The sequence below is a fragment of the Rhodococcus sp. NPDC060090 genome, from assembly GCF_042729855.1.
Taxonomy (GTDB): Bacteria; Actinomycetota; Actinomycetes; order Mycobacteriales; family Mycobacteriaceae; genus Rhodococcus.
This window is the reverse complement of the sequence record NZ_JBHWXB010000012.1, coordinates 143,666-167,988: the sequence shown is the minus strand read 5'-3', so window position 1 is coordinate 167,988 and position 24,323 is coordinate 143,666. Positions and strand designations below refer to the sequence as shown.

Annotated in this window: 20 protein-coding genes and 3 pseudogenes; 12 read left to right on the top strand and 11 right to left on the bottom strand. The window is 67.6% G+C overall.

The genetic code is table 11. The annotated features are described in order from the left end of the window. Window positions 1-146 precede the first annotated feature (146 nt). The gene (locus tag ACFWCF_RS17940) at window positions 147-746 is read left to right on the top strand and encodes a 50S ribosomal protein L25/general stress protein Ctc (protein ID WP_378490433.1); all 600 of its coding nucleotides are present in this window, start codon (window positions 147-149) and stop codon (window positions 744-746) included. 148 nt (window positions 747-894) lie between these two features. Next, a complete protein-coding gene (gene pth, locus ACFWCF_RS17935; RefSeq protein WP_378563954.1) occupies window positions 895-1,467 on the top strand; it encodes an aminoacyl-tRNA hydrolase in 573 nt (190 codons plus the stop codon). A gap of 61 nt (window positions 1,468-1,528) precedes the next feature. On the opposite strand, the gene ACFWCF_RS17930 is transcribed toward pth, so the two are convergent. Beyond that, entirely contained in the window at window positions 1,529-3,160 is a 1,632-nt protein-coding gene (locus tag ACFWCF_RS17930; RefSeq protein WP_378563951.1) for a fatty acyl-AMP ligase, read from the bottom strand. A gap of 205 nt (window positions 3,161-3,365) precedes the next feature. Here ACFWCF_RS17930 and ACFWCF_RS17925 point away from each other — a divergent pair, with 205 nt between their 5' ends. Both ACFWCF_RS17925 and ACFWCF_RS17920 read left to right on the top strand, forming a co-directional pair. Next, window positions 3,366-5,069: a peptide chain release factor 3 gene (locus ACFWCF_RS17925; protein ID WP_378563948.1), complete on the top strand. Its 1,704-nt coding sequence runs from the start codon at window positions 3,366-3,368 to the stop codon at window positions 5,067-5,069. A gap of 105 nt (window positions 5,070-5,174) precedes the next feature. Further along, complete coding sequence (locus ACFWCF_RS17920; protein WP_378563945.1) at window positions 5,175-5,810, top strand: hypothetical protein; 636 nt, start codon at window positions 5,175-5,177, stop codon at window positions 5,808-5,810. A gap of 23 nt (window positions 5,811-5,833) precedes the next feature. On the opposite strand, the gene ACFWCF_RS17915 is transcribed toward ACFWCF_RS17920, so the two are convergent. The 4 genes from ACFWCF_RS17915 to ACFWCF_RS17900 form a co-directional block, all read right to left on the bottom strand. After that, window positions 5,834-6,871, bottom strand: coding sequence for an enoyl-CoA hydratase/isomerase family protein (locus tag ACFWCF_RS17915; protein ID WP_378490438.1), 1,038 nt, complete (start codon window positions 6,869-6,871; stop codon window positions 5,834-5,836). A gap of 63 nt (window positions 6,872-6,934) precedes the next feature. Next, window positions 6,935-7,366, bottom strand: coding sequence for a VOC family protein (locus ACFWCF_RS17910; protein ID WP_378563942.1), 432 nt, complete (start codon window positions 7,364-7,366; stop codon window positions 6,935-6,937). 41 nt (window positions 7,367-7,407) lie between these two features. After that, a complete protein-coding gene (locus ACFWCF_RS17905; RefSeq protein ID WP_378563939.1) occupies window positions 7,408-7,908 on the bottom strand; it encodes a nuclear transport factor 2 family protein in 501 nt (166 codons plus the stop codon). Between the two features lie 83 nt (window positions 7,909-7,991). Continuing rightward, complete coding sequence (locus ACFWCF_RS17900) at window positions 7,992-8,651, bottom strand: TetR/AcrR family transcriptional regulator (protein ID WP_378563936.1); 660 nt, start codon at window positions 8,649-8,651, stop codon at window positions 7,992-7,994. Window positions 8,652-8,744: 93 nt separating this feature from the next. Here ACFWCF_RS17900 and ACFWCF_RS17895 point away from each other — a divergent pair, with 93 nt between their 5' ends. From ACFWCF_RS17895 to ACFWCF_RS17865, 7 genes and pseudogenes are all read left to right on the top strand, one after another. Further along, the gene (locus tag ACFWCF_RS17895) at window positions 8,745-10,280 is read left to right on the top strand and encodes an acetyl-CoA acetyltransferase (protein ID WP_378563933.1); all 1,536 of its coding nucleotides are present in this window, start codon (window positions 8,745-8,747) and stop codon (window positions 10,278-10,280) included. Window positions 10,281-10,433: 153 nt separating this feature from the next. Then, window positions 10,434-10,910: pseudogene (locus ACFWCF_RS17890) on the top strand (TlpA disulfide reductase family protein); the annotation flags it as partial. Continuing rightward, on the top strand, window positions 10,907-11,734 hold the full coding sequence (locus ACFWCF_RS17885; RefSeq protein ID WP_378563930.1) for a cytochrome c biogenesis CcdA family protein: 828 nt from the start codon (window positions 10,907-10,909) through the stop codon (window positions 11,732-11,734). The pseudogene ACFWCF_RS17890 and the gene ACFWCF_RS17885, both read left to right, overlap by 4 nt. Continuing rightward, window positions 11,731-13,354, top strand: a pseudogene (locus ACFWCF_RS17880) (cytochrome c biogenesis protein ResB). The gene ACFWCF_RS17885 and the pseudogene ACFWCF_RS17880 overlap by 4 nt, the downstream one beginning before the upstream one ends. A 4-nt stretch (window positions 13,355-13,358) precedes the next feature. Next, the gene (gene ccsB, locus ACFWCF_RS17875) at window positions 13,359-14,321 is read left to right on the top strand and encodes a c-type cytochrome biogenesis protein CcsB (protein WP_378563927.1); all 963 of its coding nucleotides are present in this window, start codon (window positions 13,359-13,361) and stop codon (window positions 14,319-14,321) included. Between the two features lie 80 nt (window positions 14,322-14,401). Further along, window positions 14,402-15,958 carry an apolipoprotein N-acyltransferase gene (lnt, locus tag ACFWCF_RS17870; protein ID WP_231780572.1) on the top strand — a complete coding sequence of 519 codons (1,557 nt, stop codon included), beginning with the start codon at window positions 14,402-14,404 and terminating at the stop codon, window positions 15,956-15,958. Between the two features lie 283 nt (window positions 15,959-16,241). After that, on the top strand, window positions 16,242-17,003 hold the full coding sequence (locus ACFWCF_RS17865) for a M23 family metallopeptidase (protein WP_231780571.1): 762 nt from the start codon (window positions 16,242-16,244) through the stop codon (window positions 17,001-17,003). Between the two features lie 408 nt (window positions 17,004-17,411). On the opposite strand, the gene ACFWCF_RS17860 is transcribed toward ACFWCF_RS17865, so the two are convergent. After that, window positions 17,412-18,023, bottom strand: coding sequence for a TetR family transcriptional regulator (locus ACFWCF_RS17860; protein WP_378563922.1), 612 nt, complete (start codon window positions 18,021-18,023; stop codon window positions 17,412-17,414). 78 nt (window positions 18,024-18,101) lie between these two features. On the opposite strand from ACFWCF_RS17860, the gene ACFWCF_RS17855 reads away from it, so the two are divergent. Next, the gene (locus tag ACFWCF_RS17855; protein WP_378563919.1) at window positions 18,102-19,556 is read left to right on the top strand and encodes an MFS transporter; all 1,455 of its coding nucleotides are present in this window, start codon (window positions 18,102-18,104) and stop codon (window positions 19,554-19,556) included. 200 nt (window positions 19,557-19,756) lie between these two features. Here the strand turns inward: ACFWCF_RS17855 and ACFWCF_RS17850 are convergent, their stop codons facing one another. From ACFWCF_RS17850 to ACFWCF_RS17830, 5 genes and pseudogenes are all read right to left on the bottom strand, one after another. Next, on the bottom strand, window positions 19,757-21,082 hold the full coding sequence (locus ACFWCF_RS17850; protein WP_231780568.1) for an MFS transporter: 1,326 nt from the start codon (window positions 21,080-21,082) through the stop codon (window positions 19,757-19,759). Next, window positions 21,079-22,191 (bottom strand): PLP-dependent cysteine synthase family protein, encoded by a 1,113-nt coding sequence (locus tag ACFWCF_RS17845; protein ID WP_269456318.1) that lies wholly within the window; start codon window positions 22,189-22,191, stop codon window positions 21,079-21,081. The genes ACFWCF_RS17850 and ACFWCF_RS17845 overlap by 4 nt, the downstream gene beginning before the upstream one ends. Window positions 22,192-22,301: 110 nt before the next feature. Continuing rightward, window positions 22,302-22,721, bottom strand: a complete 420-nt coding sequence (locus ACFWCF_RS17840; protein ID WP_231780567.1) for a hypothetical protein — start codon at window positions 22,719-22,721, stop codon at window positions 22,302-22,304. Window positions 22,722-22,859: 138 nt separating this feature from the next. Beyond that, window positions 22,860-23,791, bottom strand: a pseudogene (locus tag ACFWCF_RS17835) (M56 family metallopeptidase). Next, window positions 23,788-24,150 (bottom strand): BlaI/MecI/CopY family transcriptional regulator, encoded by a 363-nt coding sequence (locus tag ACFWCF_RS17830; protein WP_231780565.1) that lies wholly within the window; start codon window positions 24,148-24,150, stop codon window positions 23,788-23,790. The pseudogene ACFWCF_RS17835 and the gene ACFWCF_RS17830 overlap by 4 nt, the downstream one beginning before the upstream one ends. Window positions 24,151-24,323: the final 173 nt, after the last annotated feature.

Sequence of the window (24,323 nt, the reverse complement as noted above, 5' to 3'; positions counted from 1 at the left end):
ACCGTGAAATCGTCGGTTTACCGTGATCGACGCGGCCGCGGCTCCTCAGAGCGTGGAAATCGCTCCTACTGCCGTGCGTGTCCGGTCCCGCATTCGCCGAGAAGACCGACCCCGTGAGAGTTCACTAGCGTAGGAGCCGTTGCATCATGTCCAACGAGAACCGTCTCGTAGCCGCTGTCCGCACCGAGTTCGGTAAGGGCGCCGCCCGCCGTACCCGTCGTGCCGGCCAGGTCCCCGCCGTCCTGTACGGCCACGGCACCGACCCCAAGCACCTGTCGCTGGGCGCCCTCGAGTTCGCAGCAGTCCTGCGTAACCACGGCACCAACGCCGTCCTGACCCTCGACGTCGAGGGCACCGAGCAGCTCGCGCTCACCAAGTCGGTCACCATGCACCCGATCCGCCGCAACATCGAGCATGCCGACCTGCTCGTCGTGAAGAAGGGCGAGAAGGTCACCGTCGAGGTCCCCGTCGTCCTCACGGGCATCGCCGGCTCCGGCGCGCTCGTCGTCACCGAGGCCAACACCATCAAGATCGAGGCCGACGCCTTCAACATCCCCGAGGAGATCTCGGTGTCGATCGAGGGCGCTCCCGTCGGTACCCAGATCCTCGCGGGTGGTGTCGAGCTTCCCGCAGGCGCGACCCTGCAGGACGATCCCGAACTGCTGCTCGTGAACATCGTCGAGGCCGCTGCACAGGCGAACGCCGACGATGCAGCTACGACCGAGGAAGCAGAAGAAGAGGCCTGAGCCTCTCTCCTGCTACCTGAACCTTTCGGGCTCAGTGAAATCTTTCGTGCGGCGCGTCATCCTTCGGGGTGGCGCGCCGTACGCGCATTCTGCCGAGCAGAACGCCGAGCAGAACGCAGCCACACACAGTTCGAGGAAGGACCTGCACGTGAGCGAGGACACCGCGCTCGTCGTGGGCCTGGGAAACCCCGGTCCCAAGTACGAGACCACCCGGCACAACATCGGCTTCATGGTTGCCGACGTGCTGGCCGACCGGGTCGGCGGGAAGTTCGGCGCACACAAGAAGAGCAACGCCGAGATCGTGCAGGCCCGCCTCGACGGACGGCAGGTGATCGTCGCGAAGCCCCGCACCTACATGAACGTGTCGGGTGGCCCGGTCGCAGGTCTGGCGAAGTTCTTCTCGGTCTCGCCCGCGAACATCATCGTGATCCACGACGAACTCGACCTCGACTACGGCACGATCCGTCTCAAGCAGGGTGGCGGCGAGAACGGGCACAACGGTCTGCGGTCCACGTCATCGGCGCTGGGCACGAAGGAATACCTTCGGGTGCGCATGGGGATCGGCAGGCCTCCCGGTCGTCAGGATCCGGCGGACTTCGTGCTGAAGCCGTTCTCCTCCGCCGAGCGCAAAGACCTCGGGGTGCTCTGCGAGGAAGGTGCCGACGCCGTCGAACTGCTCCTGAAGCTCGGTCTCGAAGGCGCTCAGAACCGGATCCACTGACCTCCGTCACCTCGGTGGAATTCTGACCGGTGGACGAACACCGATCCACCGAAGATCCGCATCAGCGGAGCAGTGATGCCGACGTTCCGCGCCGCAGCTTGCCCGACGACGTCTTCGGGATGTGGCCCGGCCCGAGCACCGCAACCGTGCGCGGACGTGCACCCACCTCCGCACACACCGCGTGCACGACGTCGTGCTCGATGCGGCGCACTTCGTCGAGATCGTCGATGAGGTTGGTCTCCACCGCCACAGCGAACGACTCCCGCTTGTCTCCCGCGTCCAGCCGGATCGCGACGGCATTGCCCGGTCGCACGCCCGCCACACCGCACGCGACGCGCTCGATATCGGTGGGATAGATGTTGCGTCCGCCCATGATGATGACGTCCTTGACCCGGCCGCACACGACGACGAGTCCTTCTTCGGTGAAGTAGCCGACGTCGCCGGTGTCGAGCCAGCCGTCGCTGTCCTGTGCGGGTACCAGCCCGTCGACCGTGACGTATCCGTGCGTGACGGCCTTGCCTCGCAGCTGGATGACCCCGACCCCGCGGGTGGGAAGTTCCTGCCCGTCGCGACCCACGACCCGGCCTTCGAGGCCGGAGACGAGGTGCCCGAGTGTCGGTAGACGGCGGGCGTTCGAATGGGCCGACGGCACGGCCATCCCTCCCGACTCGAGCAGATCCGGATCGACGACGTCGAGCACCTGCCCGTGACCGGGATCGGGTACCGACACCGCCAACGTCGTCTCCGCCATCCCGTAGACGGGGGCCAGCGCCATGGGGTCGAGCCCGAAACGGGTTCCCGCCTCCGCGAGCGCATCCATGGTGTCGGGGTCGACGGGTTCTGCGCCGTTCCACATCCACTTGACCGACGACAGGTCCACCGCACCGTCCTCGGCCTGCGCCAGCTTGCGCGCCAGCAACGAGTACGCGAAATTCGGTGCAGCCGTCACAGTTCCGCGATACTTCGTGATGAGATCCGCCCACAACATCGGTGCCCGAAGGAAGTCGAGCGGAGTCACCGATACGACCTCCCCGCCCATCTGCATCGGGACGCTGAGGAAACCGACCATGCCCATGTCGTGGAAGAGCGGCAGCCAGCTGATCATGACGTCGTCGTCGAGCGAGAACTTGATGCGTTCGAACATCGCGTAGCCGTTGACGTAGAAGTTCTCGTGCGTGATCTGTACGGCCTTCGGCGATCCTGTGGATCCGGAGGTCAGCTGCTGCAGCACAATGTCGGATTCCGCGGTCTCGACCGGGTCGATCGCCCTACCCGCGCGCAGATGCTCGACGGTGACGACCTCGATCTCCCGCTCACGCAGCAGTGGCTCTGCAATGTCGAACGGCGCGCCGAGCACCACGATCCGCGCCCCGATCATGTGCAACACGGTCTCGGTGTCGCGCGTCCACCTGTCGAGATCGGTGCGCGGGGTCGGCTGGTGCAGCATCGTGATGCTTCCGCCGCGCATCCATACGCCCTGGCAGATCGGGGCGATGTCGGCCGGGAACCCAGCGAGGATCGCGACTGCATCGCCCGGTCCGATCCCGTCCGCGGCCAGGCAACCCGCCATGCAGCGCGCCTGCTCGTGGATCTGCATCCAGGTCTGCCTGCGCGGCGAGTCCGGCTCGCCGGTGATCAACCCTCGTGTACTCGTGCGCCCCGTCGCGTACATCTCATCAGTGAATCTGCTCACGAAACACTCCTCGCTCCGATGCGGCCGGGCTCTTCCGTGCCGAAATCCCGGCCCTACGAATCAGAGTGGCCCGGAATCGGGCAACCGGAAGCCTCCCCGGAGAAACGTGATCGAATGTGAGGGAAAACGACACCGAATCGCCTAGTAACATGGAGAAGTTGCCTGCGATAGAACACCGACCAAAAAGTTTCGAGAGGTTTCCGCGTTGAGTACCCCGCCCGCCTCCGCCAGCGAATCCACCAACGCCGCGAAGCCCGCTTCGTCGAACGCAGTCCGTTCCGAGGCGCTGCGACGGCGCACGTTCGCCGTCATCTCCCATCCGGACGCCGGTAAGTCCACTCTCACCGAGGCCCTCGCACTGCACGCGAAGGTCATCTCCGAGGCAGGCGCCGTGCACGGCAAGGCGGGCCGCAAGTCCACCGTGTCCGACTGGATGGAGATGGAGAAGGCCCGCGGTATCTCCGTCAGCTCCACCGCGTTGCAGTTCAACTACGCGTCGTCCGAGGCCCCGGAGACGGAAGACGGTGTCACCGCTGTCGACACAGTCAACGTCATCAATCTCGTCGACACGCCCGGTCACTCCGACTTCTCGGAGGACACCTACCGGGTACTCACCGCGGTCGACGCGGCAGTGATGCTCATCGACGCCGCAAAGGGCCTCGAACCGCAGACGTTGAAGCTGTTCCAGGTGTGCCGCCACCGCGGTATCCCGGTGATCACGGTGATCAACAAATGGGACCGGCCCGGTCAGACGCCTCTCGAGCTGCTCGACGAGATCGAGGAGCGCATCGGTCTCACCCCCACGCCGCTGTTCTGGCCGGTGGGTATCGCGGGCGATTTCCGTGGTCTCCTGCGACGCGGCCAGGACGATCATGCGGGCGAAGCCGTCGAATACATCAAGTTCACGCGCACCGCGGGTGGCGCGAAGATCGCCCCCGAGGAGCATCTGTCCCCCGAGGTCGCGCTCGAACGCGAGGGCGACACCTGGGTCGAGGCCGCCGAGGAATCGGAGCTGCTGTCGGCGAGCGGGCAGGATCACGACCAGGAGCTGTTCCTGGCGGGCCAGACGTCGCCGGTGATCTTCGCGTCCGCCATGCTCAACTTCGGTGTCCGGCAGATCCTCGACACTCTCGTCGCACTTGCGCCGCCGCCGCGGAGCCGCCTCGCGATCGACGACACGCCCCGCGAAGTCGACGACCCGTTCAGCGCCGTGGTGTTCAAAGTCCAGGCCGGGATGGACACCGCCCACCGCGACCGGCTCGCCTTCATGCGCGTCGTATCGGGTGTGTTCGAGCGCGGCATGGTCGTCACCCACGCCCAGACCGGCAAGCCGTTCGCGACGAAGTACGCCCTCACCGTCTTCGGACGCGAACGCACCACGGTCGAGAACGCCTACCCCGGCGATGTGGTCGGGCTGGTCAACGCCACCGCCCTGGCACCCGGCCATACGTTGTACGTCGACAAGAAGGTCGAGTTCCCGCCCATTCCGTCGTTCGCGCCCGAGCACTTCGCGATCCTGCGGGCCGAGAGCGCCTCGAAGTACAAGCAGTTCCGCAAGGCCGTCGACCAGCTCGATTCCGAAGGCGTCGTGCAGATCCTCCGCAACGACATCCGTGGCGATGCGTCGCCGGTGATGGCGGCGGTCGGGCCCATGCAGTTCGAGGTGGTCGCGGCGCGGATGAAGGCCGAGTACAACGTCGACCCGAAGATCGAGCCGCTCGGGTATGCGCTGGCGCGCCGCACCGACGCGGGGTCGACCGTGGAACTCAACCGTCAGCGTGGCGTCGAGGTGTTCGAGCGGTCCGACGGTGTGCTGCTCGCGCTCGTCAGTGACAAGTGGCGGCTGCAGTACATCCAGAAGGAACTCCCCGATCTCACTCTCGAGCCCCTGGTCGCCGCGACGGATTGACCCGCCGACGGCAGATACCGGACATACGGGGTGACGCGGACACCCTTCGGCTGGTATTTTGCTGCCGTCGAGCACGCACGCTCGGGTGATTTCAGGAGCTTGTCAATGAACGACGATGCATCGTCCGTGCCGTCGGAAGAACTGCCGAAGAGCGGGGAGACCGAGACCAGCACCAACGAGACCCGACAGTCCGGGTCCGGTGGCCGGTCGAAGGGTCCGAAGAGGTCGGGCACCTTCGTATACCCGCTGCCGAGCACACCGCTCCCGAGTAGTACACCGATGACTGTGCTCACCGTGGAAGACCCCTCGGGTGTGCACGCGATCGACCGCAACCCGGCCGGCGGGGTGGCCGCCGGAACCACGAACGAAGGGACGTCCTCGGTGACGAGCACCAGCACCAACGGCAGCACGACCAGCACCAACGGCTCGACGACCGATACCTCGGGTACGGTCGGCACCACCTCGGCGAACACGCTCGGCACCGCCTCGGCGTCCGGCGTGCCCTCACGCCGCAACTCGATGGGTGTCGCGTCGGTGCGGATCGCTGCGCGTCTGGCCCACGGCGAGCTCGGTTCGCGGTCATCCCACGGAATCGACCCGACCATCGACAACGACGAACTGCTCCAGCTCCTCGGTGAGTACCTCGTGGCCGGTGGTCTCGAGAAGCCCGAGATCCACGCGAAGCTCGGTGGTCAGTCGATCGTGGTCGACCTGCAGTCACCGCATCGCTTCACTCGCTGAGCCACTCGGGACGCCGACCCCGCTCAGGCGAACAGTGCGGCGATGGTCGCCGGGTCGATCTCCTCGACCTGCGATGGCGACCATCGCGGTGAGCGGTCCTTGTCGACGAGCACGGCGCGCACGCCTTCTGCGAAGTCGGGTTCCGCGCTGATCCGCACGGCCACCTCGAGTTCGCGAGCGAGGCATTCGTCGAGGGTGCTCTCGGCACCGCGCCGCATCAGGTCGACGGTGGCGCACACGCTGGTCGGCGACAGTGCGCGCACCGCCGCGCGCGTCCGATCGGCCCACTCGGCATCGATTTCGGAGTCGGCATTCGTGAGCCGGTTCAGCATGTCGTCGATCGTGCCGTCTCCGAACACGGTCTCGATGTCGGCGAAGCGCTGTTCGAGTTCGGATTCCGGTGCAGGCACGACGAATTCGTCGAGCGCATCCTGCCAGTGACCCGCGCGGATGCGCTCGGCAAGGTCGTCGACGCGGTCGCTGGGAACGAAATGGGTGGCGAGGCCCACCGCCAGAGCATCACCGGCTCCGATGCGAGTTCCCGTCACCGCCAGGTACATCCCGACCGCGTCGCACCGCACAGCGGTGCCGCGCAGGCGGGGAAGGAAGTGGCTCGACCCGACATCGGGGATGAACCCGATCGCGGTCTCGGGCATCGCGAACGACGCCTTCTCCGTCACGACCCGCACGGCACCGTGCACCGAGATCCCGAGTCCACCGCCCAGGGTGACGCCGTCGAGGACCGCGAGATACGGCTTCGGGTAGGTGGCCACGAGTTCGTCGAGCCGATATTCGGCCGCGAAGGACGCGCGCACCGTGTCGAAGTCGCCTGCCAACACCGCGTCGCGGGCGGGTTTGATGTCTCCACCCGCGCAGAAAGCCCGGTCGGAGAGGCTCGTGACGAGCACCGCCGTCACGGCGGGGTCGTCACGCCACTGCAACAGTGCAGCGTGCATGTCTCGGATCATCGACCCCTCGAGCGCGTTGAGCGCTTCGGGCCGGTCGAGTTGCACCTCGCCGACCCCGTTGGCGACGTGTGTGCGGATGAACGACTCTTTCACGGGCCGGAGCCTACCGGTCGTGCGCGACTCGAGCGTGAGGTGCGCGCGCGGGTCGGTGGAATTCTACGGTTCGCCGGTCGCTGGGTCGCCGGTGATCGGGCCGACGAGCATCCACCGATGCCCGAACGGGTCGATCAACGTGGCGTTGCGGTGACCGTGGTTCTCCGAGATCCACCGTTCGACCCGACCTCCGGCAGCACGGGCGCGTTCGAGGACGGTGTCGGTGTCGGCGACCGGAAGCATCAGGCTCACCGATGTGGCTCCCCCGGCCGGTGCGGTCATGCCCATCTCCGGGAACTCTTCCGCGAGGTACACCATGCCCGTCGGGAAGCCGAGTTCGGCGTGGCCGAGCCTGCCGTCGTCCATGAAGATCGGCTCGCCCTGCAGAGTCGCACCGAATGCGCTTGTGTACCAGTCGATTGCGTCGCGCCCCCGCGCCACCGTGAGATACGGGATCGCGCCGGCGGGAGGAAACACCGTGTCGGGAGTCGCCATGGACATCTCTCCTTTCGGACGTCACATCACTGTGGTGCAGTTCAGGACGCGCGTGGTTCAGGACGCGCTGGTGGCTGTTGAAGCAGCGTCCATCGGTTACTGCTCAACCGGAACGACGGCATATCTGCGAGGGAGACGACCGTCTCCCAGTTGCGTTCGTATCCGGTGTGCGTGATCCGCCAGGCGCCGTCGTCGCAGCGGACGTACCGGTCGTGGTAGTACGCCGATCCGCGCAGGATCATGCCGTCTTCCGGAACGATCACGGTATCGGCGAGCAGCCAGGTGCCCGTTGCGCTTCGGCCGCTCTCCTCGATCCGGATCTCGGGGTGACTGCAGTGATGTTCTGTGACCATATGGAGTCCGAGCGTGTTCTCGAGGAAGTTGATGAAGACGTCTCGAGATTCGAAACTGAGATGCTCTCCGTACACGGCTGTCGCCTCGGGAACGAGGGTGTCGGAGAGTTCTGCCCAGTTCTTCGTATCGAGAGTTCTCGCGTAGCGATACTTGACCTGCGCAATCTGCTCCATCGCCTCCAGATCCATCGCTGATCTCCTGTCACCGTGTACCTGTTTGCCAGGCTAGCCCGGATGACGGTCGGGCGACGCCCGATTCGAAGACCCGCCGATCAGCTCGATTGCAGTTCGGTCACGGACCGGTTCCGGCGTTTCGGATCGAACCCGCGGGCGGCATTTTGCAGCGCCGCGAGAACCACATCGACGACGAGGTCCGCGTAGGCGTCGTCGTCGCCCGGCGCGGGCTCGGCCAACCCGAACAGTGCGTGACTGAGGACCGCGCCGGTCACGATCTCGAGCAGCAACGTGACCGAGGTGCCCGCGTCGAGTTCGCTGCGCTCGACCGCCCGATGCACAATGGTGCGCGCTGCGAGGACCCGGCTGCGGTTGAGTGTCTCGGTCAAGCGGGCGAGCAGTTCGGGGTTGACCCGCGAGTCGAGTGCCACGCGCAAGCTGACCAGACCTGACGGTGTGCGATACCCGTGCAGGAGTTGTCGTGCCAGCTCGATGAGGTCGGAGCGGAGCGCGCCGGTGTCGATCGGTTCGGGCAGTGGGCTGCGGGCCTCGAGGGCCTGGACGAGGAGGTCGTCCTTGGTGTCCCACCTCCGGTACAGCGCCGCGCGGCCGACACGTGCCCGGCGCCCTACCGCGTCGAGAGTGAAGCCGCGCCAGCTGGTCTCGGCGTAGACCTCGAGCACGGCATCGAAGACCCGGTCCTCGAGGTCGGCGTCGCGGGGTCGGCCGCGACGCCGGGGAGCAGGTCCATCGGTCACGTCACGAGTGTGCCAGACCGCACCCATATATACAGACTGAATCAGTCCGTATTACGCTCCGGGGTGCCACTCCCCGACCATCCGGAGGCAGCCATGACAGATCCGGCACGGACACCCGTCGTCATCGGTGTCGGCGACCTGCGATCCGGACGCGCCGGCTCGCCCGCCGATCCACGAGAACCACTCGACCTCATCGTCGAGGCAACACGCGCCGCGCTGGCCGACACCGGTGCAGCCGACGAACTGACCGCCCGCATCGATACCGTCCGCGCGGTGAAGACGGCGAGCTGGTCGTACGACGACCTGCCCGGACTGCTCGCCGAACGCATCGGTGCCACACCCGAGCACACGTCGACGACCCCAATCGGCGGCCACTGGCCGGCAGCCCTGCTCGACCGCATCGCGCACGACATCGCGGCCGGAACCAGCTCCGTCGCGCTGCTCGTCGGCGGCGAGACGCAGGCCTCGGTCACCAACGCTCTCAAGGCCGGGACCGACCCGACCGCACTCGGCTGGGTCACCGCTCCCGGCGGTCCCCCAGCGTTCGATCCGGACGATCTGGGCAGCGCCGCGATGCAGCACGCCGCGATGGTAGTCCCCACTCGCGTGTATCCGCTGTTCGAGAACCGGTTCAGCCACCGGCTCGGACACTCCCGCGAGAAGTCGATCGAGTGGTCCGCGCAGCTCTACGGCGCCTTCTCCGCGATCGCGGCAGACAACCCCGCCTCGTGGAATCCGGACCTGCGCACCGCCGAGGACATCCGCACCGTCGGACCGAAGAACCGCGCGGTGACCGATCCGTACCCCCTGCTGATGAATGCGATGCCGTTCGTCGACCAGGCAGCGGCCGTCGTCGTCACCTCACTTGCGACCGCACGTGAACTCGGCGTCGCCGACGATCACGTGCTCTACGTGTGGGGCGGCGCGGGCGCGACCGAACCGGCAGACATTCTCGCCCGTGCTGATTTCGGCCACTCCGCCGCGCTCGCCGACGCCCTCCGGCGCACCCTCGACCGCGCCGACCTCCGCGCAACCGACTTCGACGTCATCGATGCCTACAGCTGCTTCCCGGTGGTACCCAAGCTGCTCGTCGAGCATCTCGGCCTCCCGCGCGACACCGTCCCGTCGGTCACCGGTGGCCACTCGTTCTTCGGTGGCCCGCTCAACAGTTACACACTGCATTCGATCGTCGCGGTCGCGCGTCGCCTACGCACCGACGGCGAGCTCGCGCTGGTACACGGCAACGGCGGATACCTCACCTACCAGCATGTCGTGGTGCTCGGATGCGCACCGCACACCGACGGGTACATCGGCGATCCGGAACCGGTACTGATGCCCGCGTCGGCACCGGAGGCCGCAGTCGACTATTCAGGTGAGGTCGAGATCATCACGGCCACCGCGGAATTCGGCCGCGATGGCACCCCTTCGGTCGGCTTCCTCATCGGTGCGACCCCGGATGGGCGACGCGTGTCGGGTCATACCGACTCGGGCGGCGCACAGATTCTCGCCGGTGGTGCCGACATCATCGGCACCAGCGTGCACGTCGTCGACCGCGGTGGCAGTCTGACCCTCACCTCGACGACCGCCGCGGGCAGTCATCACCGCCCGGAGGGCGAGACCCACCGCTGAACCCGAGGGCGCACGACATCGAGATCCGATACCGCGACGGTCCATGCCGTGCAGTTCTGCGTCGGCGACGTCATCGGATCGACGAGGTAAGGCCACGGCCGCAGGAACAGCGGACTGCAGTCGCACGAGATGTCCGGCCGTTTGCTGTGATCGATCGACCACGATCCGCCCTCCGAGCGCGGAACCCTCGGGCCCTTGTCCGGCCCGGACCTGATGGCCGACGATGTCACGGTCGATCTGGCCGACTACGCCGGTCAGGTGGTGGTGATCAATCTGTGGGGCCAGTGGTGCGCACCGTGCCGCAGCGAAACCGACGACCTCGGCCGGGCGTTCGACGCCACCCGCGACCTGGGGGTGCAGTTTCTCGGCATCAACGTCCGTGACCCCCAACGCGATAAGGCGCAGGACTTCGTCATCGACAACCAGGTCACCTACCCGTCGATCTATGACCCGCCGATGCGCACGCTGACCGCCCTCGGCGGCAATTTCCCCACAAGTGTCATCCCGTCCACACTCGTGCTCGATCGGCAGCATCGGGTGGCCGCGGTGTTCCTACGGGCGCTGCTGACCGAAGACCTGCAACCGGTCATCGAACGAGTAGCGGCCGAACCAGGGGCGGTCGAACAATGATCGTGCTTGCTCAAGGAATCGGTGCGAGTTTTCAGGACGCGGCCGCGTCCGGGCCGTTGCTGTTGGCGGTGGGCGCGTGCGTGTTGGCCGGGTTGATCTCGTTCGCTTCCCCGTGCGTGGTGCCCCTGGTGCCGGGTTATCTGTCGTATCTGGCCGGGATCTCCGGCGCTGACGCCCCGGCGCTGACCGCCGAAGAGCGGACCACCTCCACCACCACTACCGGTGTGCGTACCGCGGGACGGTGGCGGGTCACCGGCGCCGCCGGTCTGTTCGTCGCGGGGTTCACCGTGGTGTTCGTGCTGGCCACCGCCTCGGTGTTCGGGGTGATCGGGGCGTTGCGGATCAACCAGGAGTTGCTCCAACGCGTCGGCGGGGTGGTCACCATCGTGATGGGGCTGGTGTTCATCGGGCTGGTTCCGGCGCTGCAGAAAGACACCCGGTTCGCGCCCCGGCGCATTTCCTCGCTCGCCGGGGCTCCCGTGCTCGGCGGAGTGTTCGCCCTCGGGTGGACACCGTGCCTGGGCCCGACGCTGGCCGGGGTGCTGTCCGTGGCCGCCGGCACCGAGGGCACCACCGCGGCCCGCGGAGTGCTGTTGATCGTCGCGTACTGCCTGGGACTGGGCCTGCCGTTCGTGGCCATGGCGTTCGGGTCGGCCTCGGCCCTGCGCGGTGTCGGATGGCTACGTCGCCATTCGCGCCACATTCAGATCGTCGGCGGCGTGATGCTCATCGCCGTCGGGATCGCCTTGACCACGGGAGTGTGGGAGATGTTCATCGCCTGGATCCGGGACGAGTTCGTCACCGACGTGGTGCTGCCGATATGACCGTCACCGACCCCGACCTGCCGCCGGCCCCGCCGCTTTCGCGGCCGTCCCCGGGGCGGCGCGCCCTCGCCGAAGTCCGGAACCTGTGGCGTCAGCTCACCTCGATGCGCACCGCGCTGGTGCTGCTGTTCCTGCTCGCGGTCGCCGCCATTCCTGGGGCGCTGCTGCCCCAGCGCAACCTCAACGCCGGCAAGGTCGACGAGTACATCGCCGACCGCCCGGTTCTCGGCCCGATCCTGGATCGGCTCGAGATGTTCGACGTGTTCGCCAGCTTCTGGTTCACCGCTATCTACGTGCTGCTGATGATCTCGCTCATCGGATGTCTGCTGCCGCGGCTGCGCGAACACCTGCGGGCCGTGCGCAGCGAGCCGGTGCCCGTGCCTCGAAATCTGGTCCGGCTGCCGCATCACCATCAGGGTGAGGTGAATACCCCGATCGACGAAACCGCCGAGCAGGTACAGACCGTGTTGCGGCGGTGGCGCACCATCACACGCACCGGACCTGACGGACAGCAGTCGATCTCGGCGGAAAAAGGGTATCTGCGCGAGGTCGGGAACCTGGTCTTCCACTTCTCCCTGGTGGGGGTGCTGGTGGCCGTGGCCACCGGGCGGTTGTTCGGGTATGAGGGGTCGGTGATCGTCATCGCCGACGGCGGGCCGGGATTGTGCAACACTTCCCCGGCGGTGTACGACTCGTTCCGTCCCGGTACCGCCACCGACGGCACCGGCCTGGATCCGTTCTGCCTCAAGGTCGAAGACTTTTCCGCCGACTACCTCGACAACGGCCAAGCGGAAATGTTCACCTCGAACATTTCCTACCAGCGCGGCGCGGACATCGGCACCGACCGGTGGCACCCGTACCGGCTGCGAGTCAACGAGCCGCTGCGCCTCGGAAACGAACGGGTCTATCTCACCGGCCACGGGTATGCCCCCCCGGTTCACCGTGATCTTCCCCGACGGACAGTCGCGCACCGAAACGTTGCAGTTCGCGCCCGAGGACGCCACCACGTTCCTCAGCAGCGGGGCTATGCGTTTCGATCCTCCCGGCGGTACCTATCCGGATCCGGATGAGCGGCGCCGCAACCAGATCGCGCTCGAGGGGCTGTTCGCCCCCACCGCAGCATTCGACGGAACACTGCTGACCTCGGCGTTTCCCGACATGCTCGATCCGGCCGTGGCCATCGACATCTACAAGGGTGACACCGGTCTGGACACCGGCATTCCGCAGTCGATCTTCACACTGAACTCCGAGATGATCAATCAGGGCCGGTTGGTCAAACAGGCGCGGGTCAACCTGCGGCCCGGCGAGTCCACCACCTTGGCCGATGGCACCGCGGTGCGGTTCGACGGCGCCGAGGAATTCGCCTACCTGCAGGTGTCTCACGATCCCGCTCAGAACTGGGTGCTGGTCTTCGCGATCACCATGATGGGCGGGCTGTTGGCCTCGCTGGTGATCAAGCGCCGCCGGATCTGGGTGCGGCTGCGCCCCGCGGGCGGCGGCACCGCCGTCGAGCTCGGGGGGTTGGCCCGCACCGACCAGGCTGGGTGGGGATCGGAGTTCACCGACCTGTGCCAGCGTCTGCTGCCCGAGACCCCCTCTGCTGCGAAAGAAGGCCGATAGAGCCATGCCGATCGACGAGACCCTCGCTCGCTACTCCGATCTGAGCTTCGAAACTGCCTTTGTCGTCTATCTGCTGGCGCTGGTGCTGTTCGTCGCCGAGTTCGCGGCGGTGCGGGTACGCCGCACCGCACCGGAACTGGTACCTGTGGCCGCTGCTGCTGCCGGTTCGGCCGACGAGCCCGGACGGGTCGTCGAGCCACCCCGACGGGAGGTATCGGACCGGCTCGGCCGCATGGGTGTCAGCGTGCTCACAGTCGCCCTGGTCCTGCACGTCGGTTCGATGGTGCTGCGCGGGCTGGCCACCTCCCGTTTCCCGTGGGGCAACATGTACGAGTTCGTCACCGTCACCTGCGCGATCGGGGTGCTCGCCGGGTTGATCGTGTTGCGCCGCCCGGCGCTGCGGGTGCTGTGGGCTTTCGCGCTGATCCCGGTGCTGCTCCTGCTGTTCGTTGCCGGCACCGTGCTCTATGCCGATGCCGCCCCGGTGGTGCCCGCGCTGCAGTCGTTCTGGCTGCCGATCCACGTCTCGGTGGTCTCGGTCTCGAGCGGTGTATTCCTCGTCTCCGGGGTGGCCAGCACGTTGTTCCTGCTGGCGTTGAAGGCCGAACAACGCCCCCAGACGCGGCTGGCCCGACTCGTGCAGCGCCTCCCGGACGCCCGCGCCCTCGACCGCCTGGCCTACCGCACGACGATCTTCGCGTTTCCGTTGTTCGGGGCCGGGGTCATTCTCGGCGCGATCTGGGCCGAAGCGGCCTGGGGTCGGTTCTGGGGCTGGGACCCGAAAGAAACCGTCTCGTTCATCGCCTGGGTGGTCTACGCGGCCTACCTGCACGCCCGCGCCACCGCCGGCTGGCGTGAGACCCGAGCGGCCTGGATCAACATCGCCGGCTTCGTCGCCACGCTGTTCAACCTGTTCGTCATCAACATGGTCGTCTCCGGGCTGCACTCCTACGCGGGCCTGAACTGACCTCTGTCCGCCGCATCGGGCGGAGCTTCGGACTGCTGCGCGCGGGGGCCGTGCACCGTCTCTCGAGAAAGGGTCCGCCGATGACCGTCGCGACCGGGGTCGTCGACATTCCCGCTGCGGTGCTGCGGCGCCGTGGCTCCTGGCCCGGGGTGCTGTGGCGGTGCGCGGCGGCGATCGTGGCGGGGCTGGGGCTCTATGCGAGCTTTCCGCCCCGCACGTCCTGGTGGTTGGCGCCGATCGCGATCGCGGTGCTCACCGCAGCGGTGGCGCACCGCTCCGCCAAGGGCGGATTCGGCTACGGATATCTCGCCGGCCTGGGTTTTTTCCTGCCGTTGCTGCCGTGGGTCGGGGTGTACGTCGGGGCGATGCCGTGGCTGGCGCTGGCCGCCGCCCAGGCGGTGGCCGTCGGCGCGTTCGGGGCGCTGGCCGCGGTGTTGAGCCGCCGCCCGGCCGCACCGCTGACGATCGCCGGTGCCTGGGTGGTCACCGAGGCGGTGCGGGCGCGGATACCGTTCGGGGGCTTTCCCTGGGGGCGGCTCGCATTCGGGCAGGCCGAGGGGCCATTGCTGCCGCTGGCTTCGCTCGCCGGAGCACCGGGGGTGAGCTTTGTCGTGGCCCTGATCGGGACCGCCGTCGTCGCGGGCGTGGGCCGGGTACGGGCCGGACGCGGCCGCGGCGCCCTGGGGTGTGGGCTGCTGGCCGCGGCGCCGTTGGCGCTTGCTCCGTTCGCCGCGGATCTTCAGATCTCGACCGTGGCCGGGCCGACGGTCACCGTGGCCGCGGTGCAGGGCAACGTGCCGCGGATGGGGTTCGATTTCAATGCTCAGCGCCGGGCGGTGCTCGACAACCACGTGGCAGCCACCGAGCAACTCGCCGCCGAGGTGGCTGCCGGACGGTATCCGCGCCCGCAGTTGGTGGTGTGGCCGGAGAACTCCTCGGACATCGACCCGCTGCGACACCGCGATGCCCGCACCGCACTCGACCGGGCGGCCGCGGCGATCGGAGTGCCCATCCTCGTCGGTGCGGTGCTCGGCAACGGCGATGGCACCAGCAGCAACAGCGCGCTGGTGTGGGATCCGGACACCGGTCCCGGCCAGCAGCATCGCAAACGTCATCTGGTGCCCTTCGGTGAATATCTGCCGCTGCGTCCGGTGATCGAACAGCTCGTACCGGCGGCAACGCAGGTCGGCAACTTCGTTCCCGGCACCGGTACCGGCCGGGTCGACCTCAACGGGGTGCCGATTGCGGTCGCGACCTGCTACGAAGTCGCCTTCGACGACGCTGTGACCGAGTCGGTCCGCGCGGGTGCCCAGTTGATCACCGTGCCCACCAACAACGCCACTTTCGGGCGCACCGAGATGACCTACCAGCAACTGGCGATGTCGCGGGTGCGCGCCGTCGAGCACGGCCGCTCGGTGGTCGTCGCGGCCACCAGCGGGGTCAGTGCGCTGATCACCCCCGACGGGCAGGTCACCGAGCAGAGCGCGATGTTCACCGCCGACGTACTCGTCGGAGAGCTCCCGTTGAGCACCGGGTCGACCTTGGCTACTCGGCTGGGTTCGTGGCCGGAAGCGGTGTTCGCTGTGGTGGTCGTTGCTGCCCTGCTGGGCCGTCGTCGCCAGCGCACCACTCCCTGATGAAGTACTAAGAAACGTAGTTTTTAGCGCCGTCTTCGTATATCGTTTCGTTATCTTCAGTGTCCGGCCTCGTGAAGGGATCGGGCAAACCTGCACGTCAAGGAGTACTTCAGTGGGACGACACCGCCTCTCCACACCCCCCAGGACCGAATATCATTGTGATGAAAATGAGACATTCCGGTCGGGGTATCCGGTTCGTGGCGGCCGCCACCGGGCCCAGCCCGCCCGCGCGACGCACACCACCGCCTGGGCGTCCGCGGTCGCGACCGGGGCGTTTTTGGCGGTGGGCTCGCAGCTCGCTGCCCCGGCCGCAGCCGGCGCACACCCGGTCGAGGAGAGCAGCGATATGTACGCCGCCCCGCCCGCGACAGCGCCCCTCGCGGCAGCCGAGACCGTACTGCCCGGGGTCGGCGCCGCCATCGAACAGATCGCCGCCACACACCGCCTGCACCCCGCGCCGGACCACACTGCCCATGACCCGTGGCAGGCCGCCCCGGATCTTGCGGGTCCGGAAAGCACCCCGACTGTCGATACCGCTGCGACGTCCCCTCCGGCCGGGGACCACGTCCACGCGCCCGCCCCGGACCCGGCGGCCTCGTGGAACTGGACGCCCCCGAGCGTCTCGTCGTGGGTGCCGCAGCCCTTGGCGGTCGCGCCGGTGTCGGGTACCGTGACCTCGGCCTTCGGGCCGCGGTGGGGTGCCACCCACTCCGGGCTCGACATCGCCAACAGCATCGGCACACCGGTCTATGCCGCGGCCGCCGGCACGGTGATCGATTCCGGCCCCGCCTCCGGATTCGGCCTGTGGGTCCAGATCCGACACGACGACGGCTCGACGAGCACCTACGGGCATATCAACGAAACCCTGGTTGCGGCCGGCCAGCAGGTCCAAGCCGGCGAGCAGATCGCCACCGTCGGTAACCGCGGCGAGTCCACCGGGCCTCATCTGCACTTCGAAACCACCGATCCGGACGGCACGAAGGTCGATCCGATCCAGTGGCTGTCCGCGCGAGGTGTCGCCCAGACAGACTTGTCGCGCACCTGACCCACCGCCCACAGCACGATCGTTCTGGTGATGCCGAGTCGTCGTCCCGTCCAGGGGCGGGCTCGGCATCACGCGTGGATGCACTGCTCGCCCAGATTCGGGCGACGCCGGAGCGCGGCTACACCACCGCCTCCGCCGCATTCTGGGGATCCCGGTAGTAACGGCACACAACAACCGATATGACGTAGTCCCTGGTCTGGTTTTGATTCGCCGAGTCGAGCTGTGAGCCGGGCGTTCAGTGGTTGGCGGCCGATGTCGTCAGTCGGCATGTCGGAGGTTGGGATTTGTGGCGACGCGGCATTCGCGGATGCACAGTTGGAACGTCTGCGGAATTTCCTGACGGTCAGCCGTACGGAGCTGTTCCCGTTTTACTCTGATCCCGACTGAGCTGGCGTTCCTCGTGTTGCTCTAGACCGGTCGATGATCTGAAGGATCCGGTTGCGCCTGCACCAGGGCGCGCAGCGCCGGTTCGAGGATTCTCTCGAGGTCGCCTCGGTCGGCTTGGGCCATCGCTGGGACTTTCAGCAGGTACCGCGCGATGGTGACCCCCAGTGTGCAGGCGTTCAATACCGCTGCCCGCAATTCGGCGTCGGTGCCGCCGATGGTCGCGGCGACGGTCGCTTGAGCCGGCGCCATGACCTGATCGCGCAAAATCTTCCCAGCCAGGGGGTGAGTCAGGCAGCTGCGCAGCAGCGCCTCGGAGCCCTCTCGCCGTGAAGGGTCCTCGAATCCCGAGAACAGGTGCGCCGCCGCCGCTTCGGGTAGGTCAGCGGCCGGCGCCTCGACCAAGCTGTGCAGGTCGACGCTGGCATGAGCTGCTGCACTGAACAGCTGCTCTTTGTTGCCGAATAGCTGCATCACCAGTGCTGGGTCGATCCCGGCGTCGGCGGCGACGGCCCTGATCGTGGTGCGTTCGAAGCCATGCTCGGCGAACTGTCTGCGGGCCGCCGACAGGACCGCTGCCTCGGTTCGCTTGCGGCGTTCTGCCCGCGAAACCTGCCCCTGATCTGCCTCCACCATGCCGCTCACTCTACGCGCGTTGACCGACTGCGGCGTTCGCTCTACGCTCGTTGAGTAAACGATCGGGAGGGGCAATACATGACCAACGAGGCGAGCGCGGCCCCGCCACAGCCGCACCGAACAGCGCCGGCCCGAAAGCATGGGCGCTGGGCGCTCGCGGTGCTGGCGGGCAGCCAACTACTGATCGTGATCGACGCGACGATCGTGAACGTGGCGTTGTCGGCCATTCGCGACGACTTGGGCTTTCCACTCCAGGACCTTCAGTGGGTGATCACCGCCTACACCCTCGCCTTCGGTGGGCTGTTGCTGCTCGGCGGGCGCCTGGCCGACCGGTTCGGGCGGCGCCGGATGTTCGTCACCGGAGCACTGACCGTCGCCGGTGCCTCACTACTGGGCGGCTGGGCCGATACGGCTGCGCTACTGGTAGCAGCACGGGCGGTACAAGGTATCGGTGCGGCCCTGATGGCACCAGCAGCGCTGGCGTTGCTGCTGATGGTCTTCCCCGTGGGCCGGGCCCGGGCAGTGGCCCTGGGAGTGTGGGCCGGTGTCACCGCTGGCGGCACCGCGCTGGGCCTGATCCTGGGCGGCCTACTGACCCAGATGCTGTCGTGGCCTTGGGTGTTCTGGATCAACGTCCCTGTCGCGATCGCAGCCGCTGGGCTGGCAATTGTCGTCTTGCCGACCGGGGAGGGCGGCCGGGTCGGCAGGATCGATATGGCAGGGGCCCTGACCGCGACCGGCGGCCTGATGGCCCTGGTCTACGGCCTGGTCCGAACCACCGACGCGGGATGGGCCTCGACCGACACACTGGTTGCGCTGGGAGCGGCGCTCTTACTGCTGACCGCATTCGGGTTGTTACAAGCCCGCCACGACGATCCGCTGGTGCCGTTGCGCCTGTTGCGGAACCGCACTGTGCTGGGGGCGGATGTGGTCGGCTTGATCTTCGGCGTCGCGATCTACGCCTTGTTCTACTTCCTCAGCATTTTCCTGGCCACTGTTCTCGGGTACAGCCCGGTGAAGGTCGGGCTGGCGTTTCTACCGATGACGGTCGCCCTCGCGATCGCGGCACGGCTGGCTGGAGGGCCGTTCGCTTCGGCCCGAGCTCACAAACTCGTTGCCGTCGGATCGCTGCTGGTTGCCGCCGGTGTCGGACTATTGATGCGCATCGGGCCGGACGCCGGTTACCTAGGCACTGTGCTGCCAGGGGTGGTGCTGGCCGGGCTCGGCCTGGGCTTGGCCTTTGTACCGCTGACCACGGCCGCTGTGTCGGGCGCGGATCCTGATGATGGTGGGGTCGCTTCGGCGCTGTTCAATGCCGGCCAGCAACTCGGCGGCGCTATCGGACTCGCGGTGCTCACCACGGCCAGCGCCACCAGAACCACCCATCTGGCCGCCGACGGGGAAGCCACACCCGCGGCCATCACAGCCGGGTGGAGCCTCGGGTTCGGCATCGCCGCCGGGCTCGCCCTTGCCGGGGCGGTGATCGCCGCCGTCACCCTCAGGCCATCAGCAAGCCCCACGGATCACCGATGAAGGTGCCCAGCGGTGACCGTTCCGCCGGCCGACCCGTCCGGGCTCGCGGGCGGGCAGCGATAGGCGGGACGAGTCGCTCCTCGGCCCCTGGCCCTCTTCGCGCCTGAGTCGAAGTAGTCGACTCGCCCAGCACGGCGGCCCGCTCACTGCCTCGACGCAGTGAGCGGGCCGCCTGACCGGGAGATTGGCCGGTGGCCGGGTCACCGGCGAGCGCGCACCTCACCGCTGGCCGCCGAATCGGTGCCCGTTTCCCTCTCCGGCTGCACCGCGGCCGGAACCTCCTGCGTTGGTGGGCGCAGCCGCCCGGAGCGATCCAGGACGAGCAGCGCGGCCACACAGATGGCGCCGACACCGGCAAGCGCCACCCAGATCAGCGAGCCCAGTCCCGCGCCGGTGAGAAACCCGAACACCGCCCCGGTGCCGAAGTTGCCCACCAGGATCCCGATGCCGACGATCGTGTTGTAGAACCCGTAGTGAGTGGCCACCAACCGGCCGCCGGCGAGGGCGACGACGGTGTCCATCTCGAACGGGAACACCGCCGCAGTGCCCACGGCCAGCAGGGCTGCCGTGAGGATCAATGCGCCCGCCGCGACCGCGCCGCCCAGCGCCTCCGGGCTGGGGACCAGCACCAACGGCACGAACGCGGACGCCATGATGAGCATGCCGATCACCAGACTGCGTCCCGACCCCCACCGGCGAGCGAACCAGGAGGTGATCCGCAACTGCCCGACGATCGCGACGATCCCGGAGACCACGAACAGGGAGGTCACCAGTGCGGTGTCGGAGCGGCCGTCTCCGACGATCCGCGCCGCTTGCAGCGGCAACGCCAGATACACCTGGAACGAGAGCACATAGGACCCGATCATCGCGACCGCGAACAGCACGAATGGGCGGTTCGCGGCGACGACCCGCCAATCGTCGAGCACGGAGGTCTTGTCGGCGACCGGGGCAGCGCGGTGGGCCGGCAGCGCCCAGATCTGCACCACGGTCAACACGGCGAACACCGCGGCCGCCGCCAGCGCGGTGACCCGGAAGTCGAAGGTGGTCAGGGCGAGCCCGACCAGCGGACCCAGCAGAATCCCGGCCTGGTAGAAGACGTTGAACACCGCGAACGCCTCCACCCGTCGCGCACCGGCATCGGCAGCGAGGTAGGCGCGCACCGCCGGATTGAACAGCGCCCCGGCAAATCCGGTGGCCACCGAGGCGATCAGGATCGCCGGAAGGGACTCGACGGCGGCGAGCAGTCCGAACCCGGCCACCCGCAGCAGGCATCCGGCCACGATCAACGGCTTGTATCCGAGCCGATCGGCGAGGGTGCCGCCGACCAGGAACATGCCCTGCTGGGAGAAGTTGCGCATCCCCAGCACCAGCCCGACCACCCACGCCGCCAACCCGAGCGGCCCGGCGAGGTATCCCGCCAGGTACGGCATCAGCATGTAGAAACCGATGTTGATGGAGAACTGGTTGACCATCAACACCTGTGCGGGCCGGTCGAAGCTGCGGAACTGCGTCACCAGGGCGGTCATGACGCGCCGTCGGTGGGATCGATGACGGTGGCGCACCGGGTCCACGACGACACGACGTGCTCGGTCGGATGGTCGATGGTTGCCGGTGCGGTGGGCGGGTTGGCATCGAGCAGGCCGTGCTCGGCGCAGTAGTCATCGTTGTAGATGGTGTCGAAATAGCGTTGCGGGCCGTCCGGGAAGATCGCCGCCACCCGGGTTTCCGGGGCGCTGGTCCGGGCGATCCACCCGGCTGCCAACGCGACGGCCCCGACACTCCATCCGCCGCTGGCGTGGTGGGTGGCCGCCAGGGTGCGGCAGGACCAGACTGCCTCGTGCGGGGCCACCCAGTGCACCTCGTCGAAGGCCGGGTAGTCGATGTTGTCGGGGTAGATGCTCGATCCGAGTCCGCGCATGAGCCGGGTGTGGGCGGGTTGCCCGAAGATCGTCGAGCCGATGGTGTCGACCCCGACCAGTTTCAACTCCGGGCAGAACCGGCGCAGCACCCGGGCCACCCCGGCGGAGTGTCCGCCGGTGCCCACCGAACAGACCAGCACGTCCACGCGGCCGAGCTGGGCGGCCAGTTCCAGGGCAAGGGTCTCATAAGCGTCGACGTTGTCCGGATTGGTGTATTGATCGGGGCACCAAGAGCCGGGGTGCACGCCGAGCAGTTCGGCGACCTTGTCCCGACGCGCCTGCTGCCAACCGCCGGTCGGATGCGGATCGGTGACCAGTTCGACAGTGGCGCCGTAGGCGGCGAGCATCCGGTGCACGATCGGCTCGAGTCCGGGGTCGGTGACCAGGGTGACCGGATGGTGATGAGTGATCCCGGCCAGGGCCAAACCCAGGCCGAGGGTGCCGCTGGTGGATTCGATGATCATCGCCCCGGGCGCGAGGTCACCGCGGGCTTTGGCGCGTTCGACCATGTGCAGGGCGGGCCGGTCTTTCATTCCGCCCGGGTTACTGCCTTCGAGCTTGGCCCAGAAACCGCGGCCGGTGCCGGCGAACGGTTCCCCGATCCACAGGACGGGAGTGTTGCCGACCATGGTGGCCGGTTGCGGGCAGCGGTGGGCGGTGGTCAGCAGGTGTGCAGACGTCGGTGCAGCGGCTGTGGAGTGAACAGCACTAGTCATATGAGGTGTAATCCCTGTATCGGACTGCGCCGGGCGCAGTTGTGTCGGTGACGGGCAGCGCGAAGCGGGCCACCAGGGGAAGCTCCCGGAGGTGGCCTGCGAGCTGCTGATCAGCACCGATTGATACAGAGTGCGGTGAGAATGGTGCGCCCGGATCGGGCGGGGGGTATCGGCTCCGGTGGGGCCCGGGCGGGCGGCGCCGCAGGGACGAGAATCCCCACCATGATCAGCGCAACGAGAGCGATCACAGCGGCAGTACTCGACAGGCGCAGCGGAGTGTCCGACCGGGACGTGGCGACGACGGTGTGCCCCTCGTGGGCCTGATGCTCTTTTTCCTCGATGTGTGCGTGCCCGGGGGCCTGTTCCTGCGCCGCGACCGCCGTCGACGTGGTCACCACGTGCACGTCTGTGTCGTGGCCATGGATGAGGAAGAGACCGCATTGGGCGATCGTGTGCACGAGCAGATACAACACAGCAGCGGCCGCGATGACCGTCCGCACCCGAGGGGTGCGTATCGCAACTGCGCTCACAACTCCCCGACTGTAGCAGCGGAAAACAGGCCGACCGGTTGGCTTGTGCGCAGCTCACGGCGACGCCCGGAGAACGACACTGCTGTCGTCAGAGGCGTCGTCCACCCGGCCGAGGCACGCACGGTCAGCACCACCGGCTCAGGCGCACACAACGGCGGCCGTGGCGCTGACCCCGAGCATGACAGTGAACACAGGACCGAACATCGAGACCGTGGCCACGGCCGTGTTGGACAGTCGGGGCCAGCGGGTGCGGCCGGCGGTGCGCAGAGCCCACAGGCGCAGCGACATGTCGTTGCTCAATCCCAGGGTTCCGGCCGGCCGGGGCAGTGACGAGTCTGACACCGCCGTCAACGCCGAGTGGACCGTGGCGGCGCTGGTGACCCGGGCCGCATACTGATCAGCGGTCAGTTCGATCAGTATCTTGACGGCAGTCGGCGCCGCGACGAACAGCGGCACACGCGGAAACACCTCGGCGAGAATGGCGCACACACTGACCATGCGATGGTGCTGGCCGCGCAGATGAGCCCGTTCATGGGCAAGCACGGCCTCACGTTCGCCGACGCTCAGGCACGCCGCCAATCCGTCGGTGGCCACCACGATTCCGGGACGACCACCGACGCTGTAGGCCATCGGCACAGGATGATCGAGCCACATCACACCGTCACCCCGCGACCGGGCCACGATCGCCAGCACCTCGCGGTGATACGCCCGCACCCGGGACTGTTCGCGCGTGTGCCGACGTCCCACCACGGTTGCCCGCATCGCTACGGCGGCCAGGGCGAGAACTCCGAAACTGCGCCCGCCTCGATGATCCACGGTGCTGCAGCGTGCGAAATCACCGACCAACACCGCGCCAGTGTCTCGACAGCCGATTCGGCGGGCGCATGATCGGGCCACAGCAGCACAACCACCGCAGAGACACCGAAGAACACCGCTCCGCCGATGCTGCCGAGCCATGCCGAGAGCACCGTTGCCGGGGCCATCGACGTGTCGGTGAGCCGCCGCAACAGAAGCGGCGCTGCCAGCGCGATCGATACGGCACCGATCAGGAGCACCATCGCCAGGATCATCGATCCGGGCTTCCTTCGGCGCGTCCCCGACGCAGCGCATCGAATTCCGGGTCGGTCACCGTCTTGGCGAAATGCAGCAGCACAGCACCCGGGTCTGCGCTGCTGTCGAGCAACGCCCGCAAGGCTTGCGAGGTGGCTTCCTCGCGGCTCCGCGACGGGGAGTAGAAGTAGGCACGACTACGTTTTTCCCGGAGCACCCACCCTTTTTCGTGCAGGTGTGTCACCACGGTCAGGATGGTGGTGTAGGCGAACTGTTTGCGGTCGCTGAGGCGTTCGACGAGGTCATGCACCGACAAGGGCTCCTCCGTGGACCACAACTCGTTCATAACTTCGGCCTCGAGGCCGCCCAATCCCTGCATGGCTCCCCACGTAGACATCGCCGACTATCCGTCCGTCGAGCGCGCATCCCGCACGCTCAGGACTCCACCCGGAATTCAACCATGCCGGAGGCGATGACTCGAGATCCTCGAACTGCCACGTAGGCGATGGGCGTGCACGACGCCATCGGCGTACTGGGCCGGTGCCACTCGCA

Excerpts from the sequence above, each read along its gene's own strand:
- ACFWCF_RS17845 (WP_269456318.1), bottom strand. The coding sequence starts at position 22,191 with ATGACTAGTGCTGTTCACTCCACAGCCGCTGCACCGACGTCTGCACAC.
- ACFWCF_RS17855 (WP_378563919.1), top strand. The coding sequence starts at position 18,102 with ATGACCAACGAGGCGAGCGCGGCCCCGCCACAGCCGCACCGAACAGCG.
- ACFWCF_RS17885 (WP_378563930.1), top strand. The coding sequence starts at position 10,907 with ATGATCGTGCTTGCTCAAGGAATCGGTGCGAGTTTTCAGGACGCGGCC.
- ACFWCF_RS17940 (WP_378490433.1), top strand. The coding sequence starts at position 147 with ATGTCCAACGAGAACCGTCTCGTAGCCGCTGTCCGCACCGAGTTCGGT.
- lnt (WP_231780572.1), top strand. The coding sequence starts at position 14,402 with ATGACCGTCGCGACCGGGGTCGTCGACATTCCCGCTGCGGTGCTGCGG.
- ACFWCF_RS17830 (WP_231780565.1), bottom strand. The coding sequence starts at position 24,150 with ATGCAGGGATTGGGCGGCCTCGAGGCCGAAGTTATGAACGAGTTGTGG.
- ACFWCF_RS17895 (WP_378563933.1), top strand. The coding sequence starts at position 8,745 with ATGACAGATCCGGCACGGACACCCGTCGTCATCGGTGTCGGCGACCTG.
- ccsB (WP_378563927.1), top strand. The coding sequence starts at position 13,359 with ATGCCGATCGACGAGACCCTCGCTCGCTACTCCGATCTGAGCTTCGAA.
- ACFWCF_RS17920 (WP_378563945.1), top strand. The coding sequence starts at position 5,175 with ATGAACGACGATGCATCGTCCGTGCCGTCGGAAGAACTGCCGAAGAGC.
- ACFWCF_RS17905 (WP_378563939.1), bottom strand. The coding sequence starts at position 7,908 with ATGGATCTGGAGGCGATGGAGCAGATTGCGCAGGTCAAGTATCGCTAC.
- ACFWCF_RS17910 (WP_378563942.1), bottom strand. The coding sequence starts at position 7,366 with ATGGCGACTCCCGACACGGTGTTTCCTCCCGCCGGCGCGATCCCGTAT.
- ACFWCF_RS17850 (WP_231780568.1), bottom strand. The coding sequence starts at position 21,082 with ATGACCGCCCTGGTGACGCAGTTCCGCAGCTTCGACCGGCCCGCACAG.
- ACFWCF_RS17860 (WP_378563922.1), bottom strand. The coding sequence starts at position 18,023 with ATGGTGGAGGCAGATCAGGGGCAGGTTTCGCGGGCAGAACGCCGCAAG.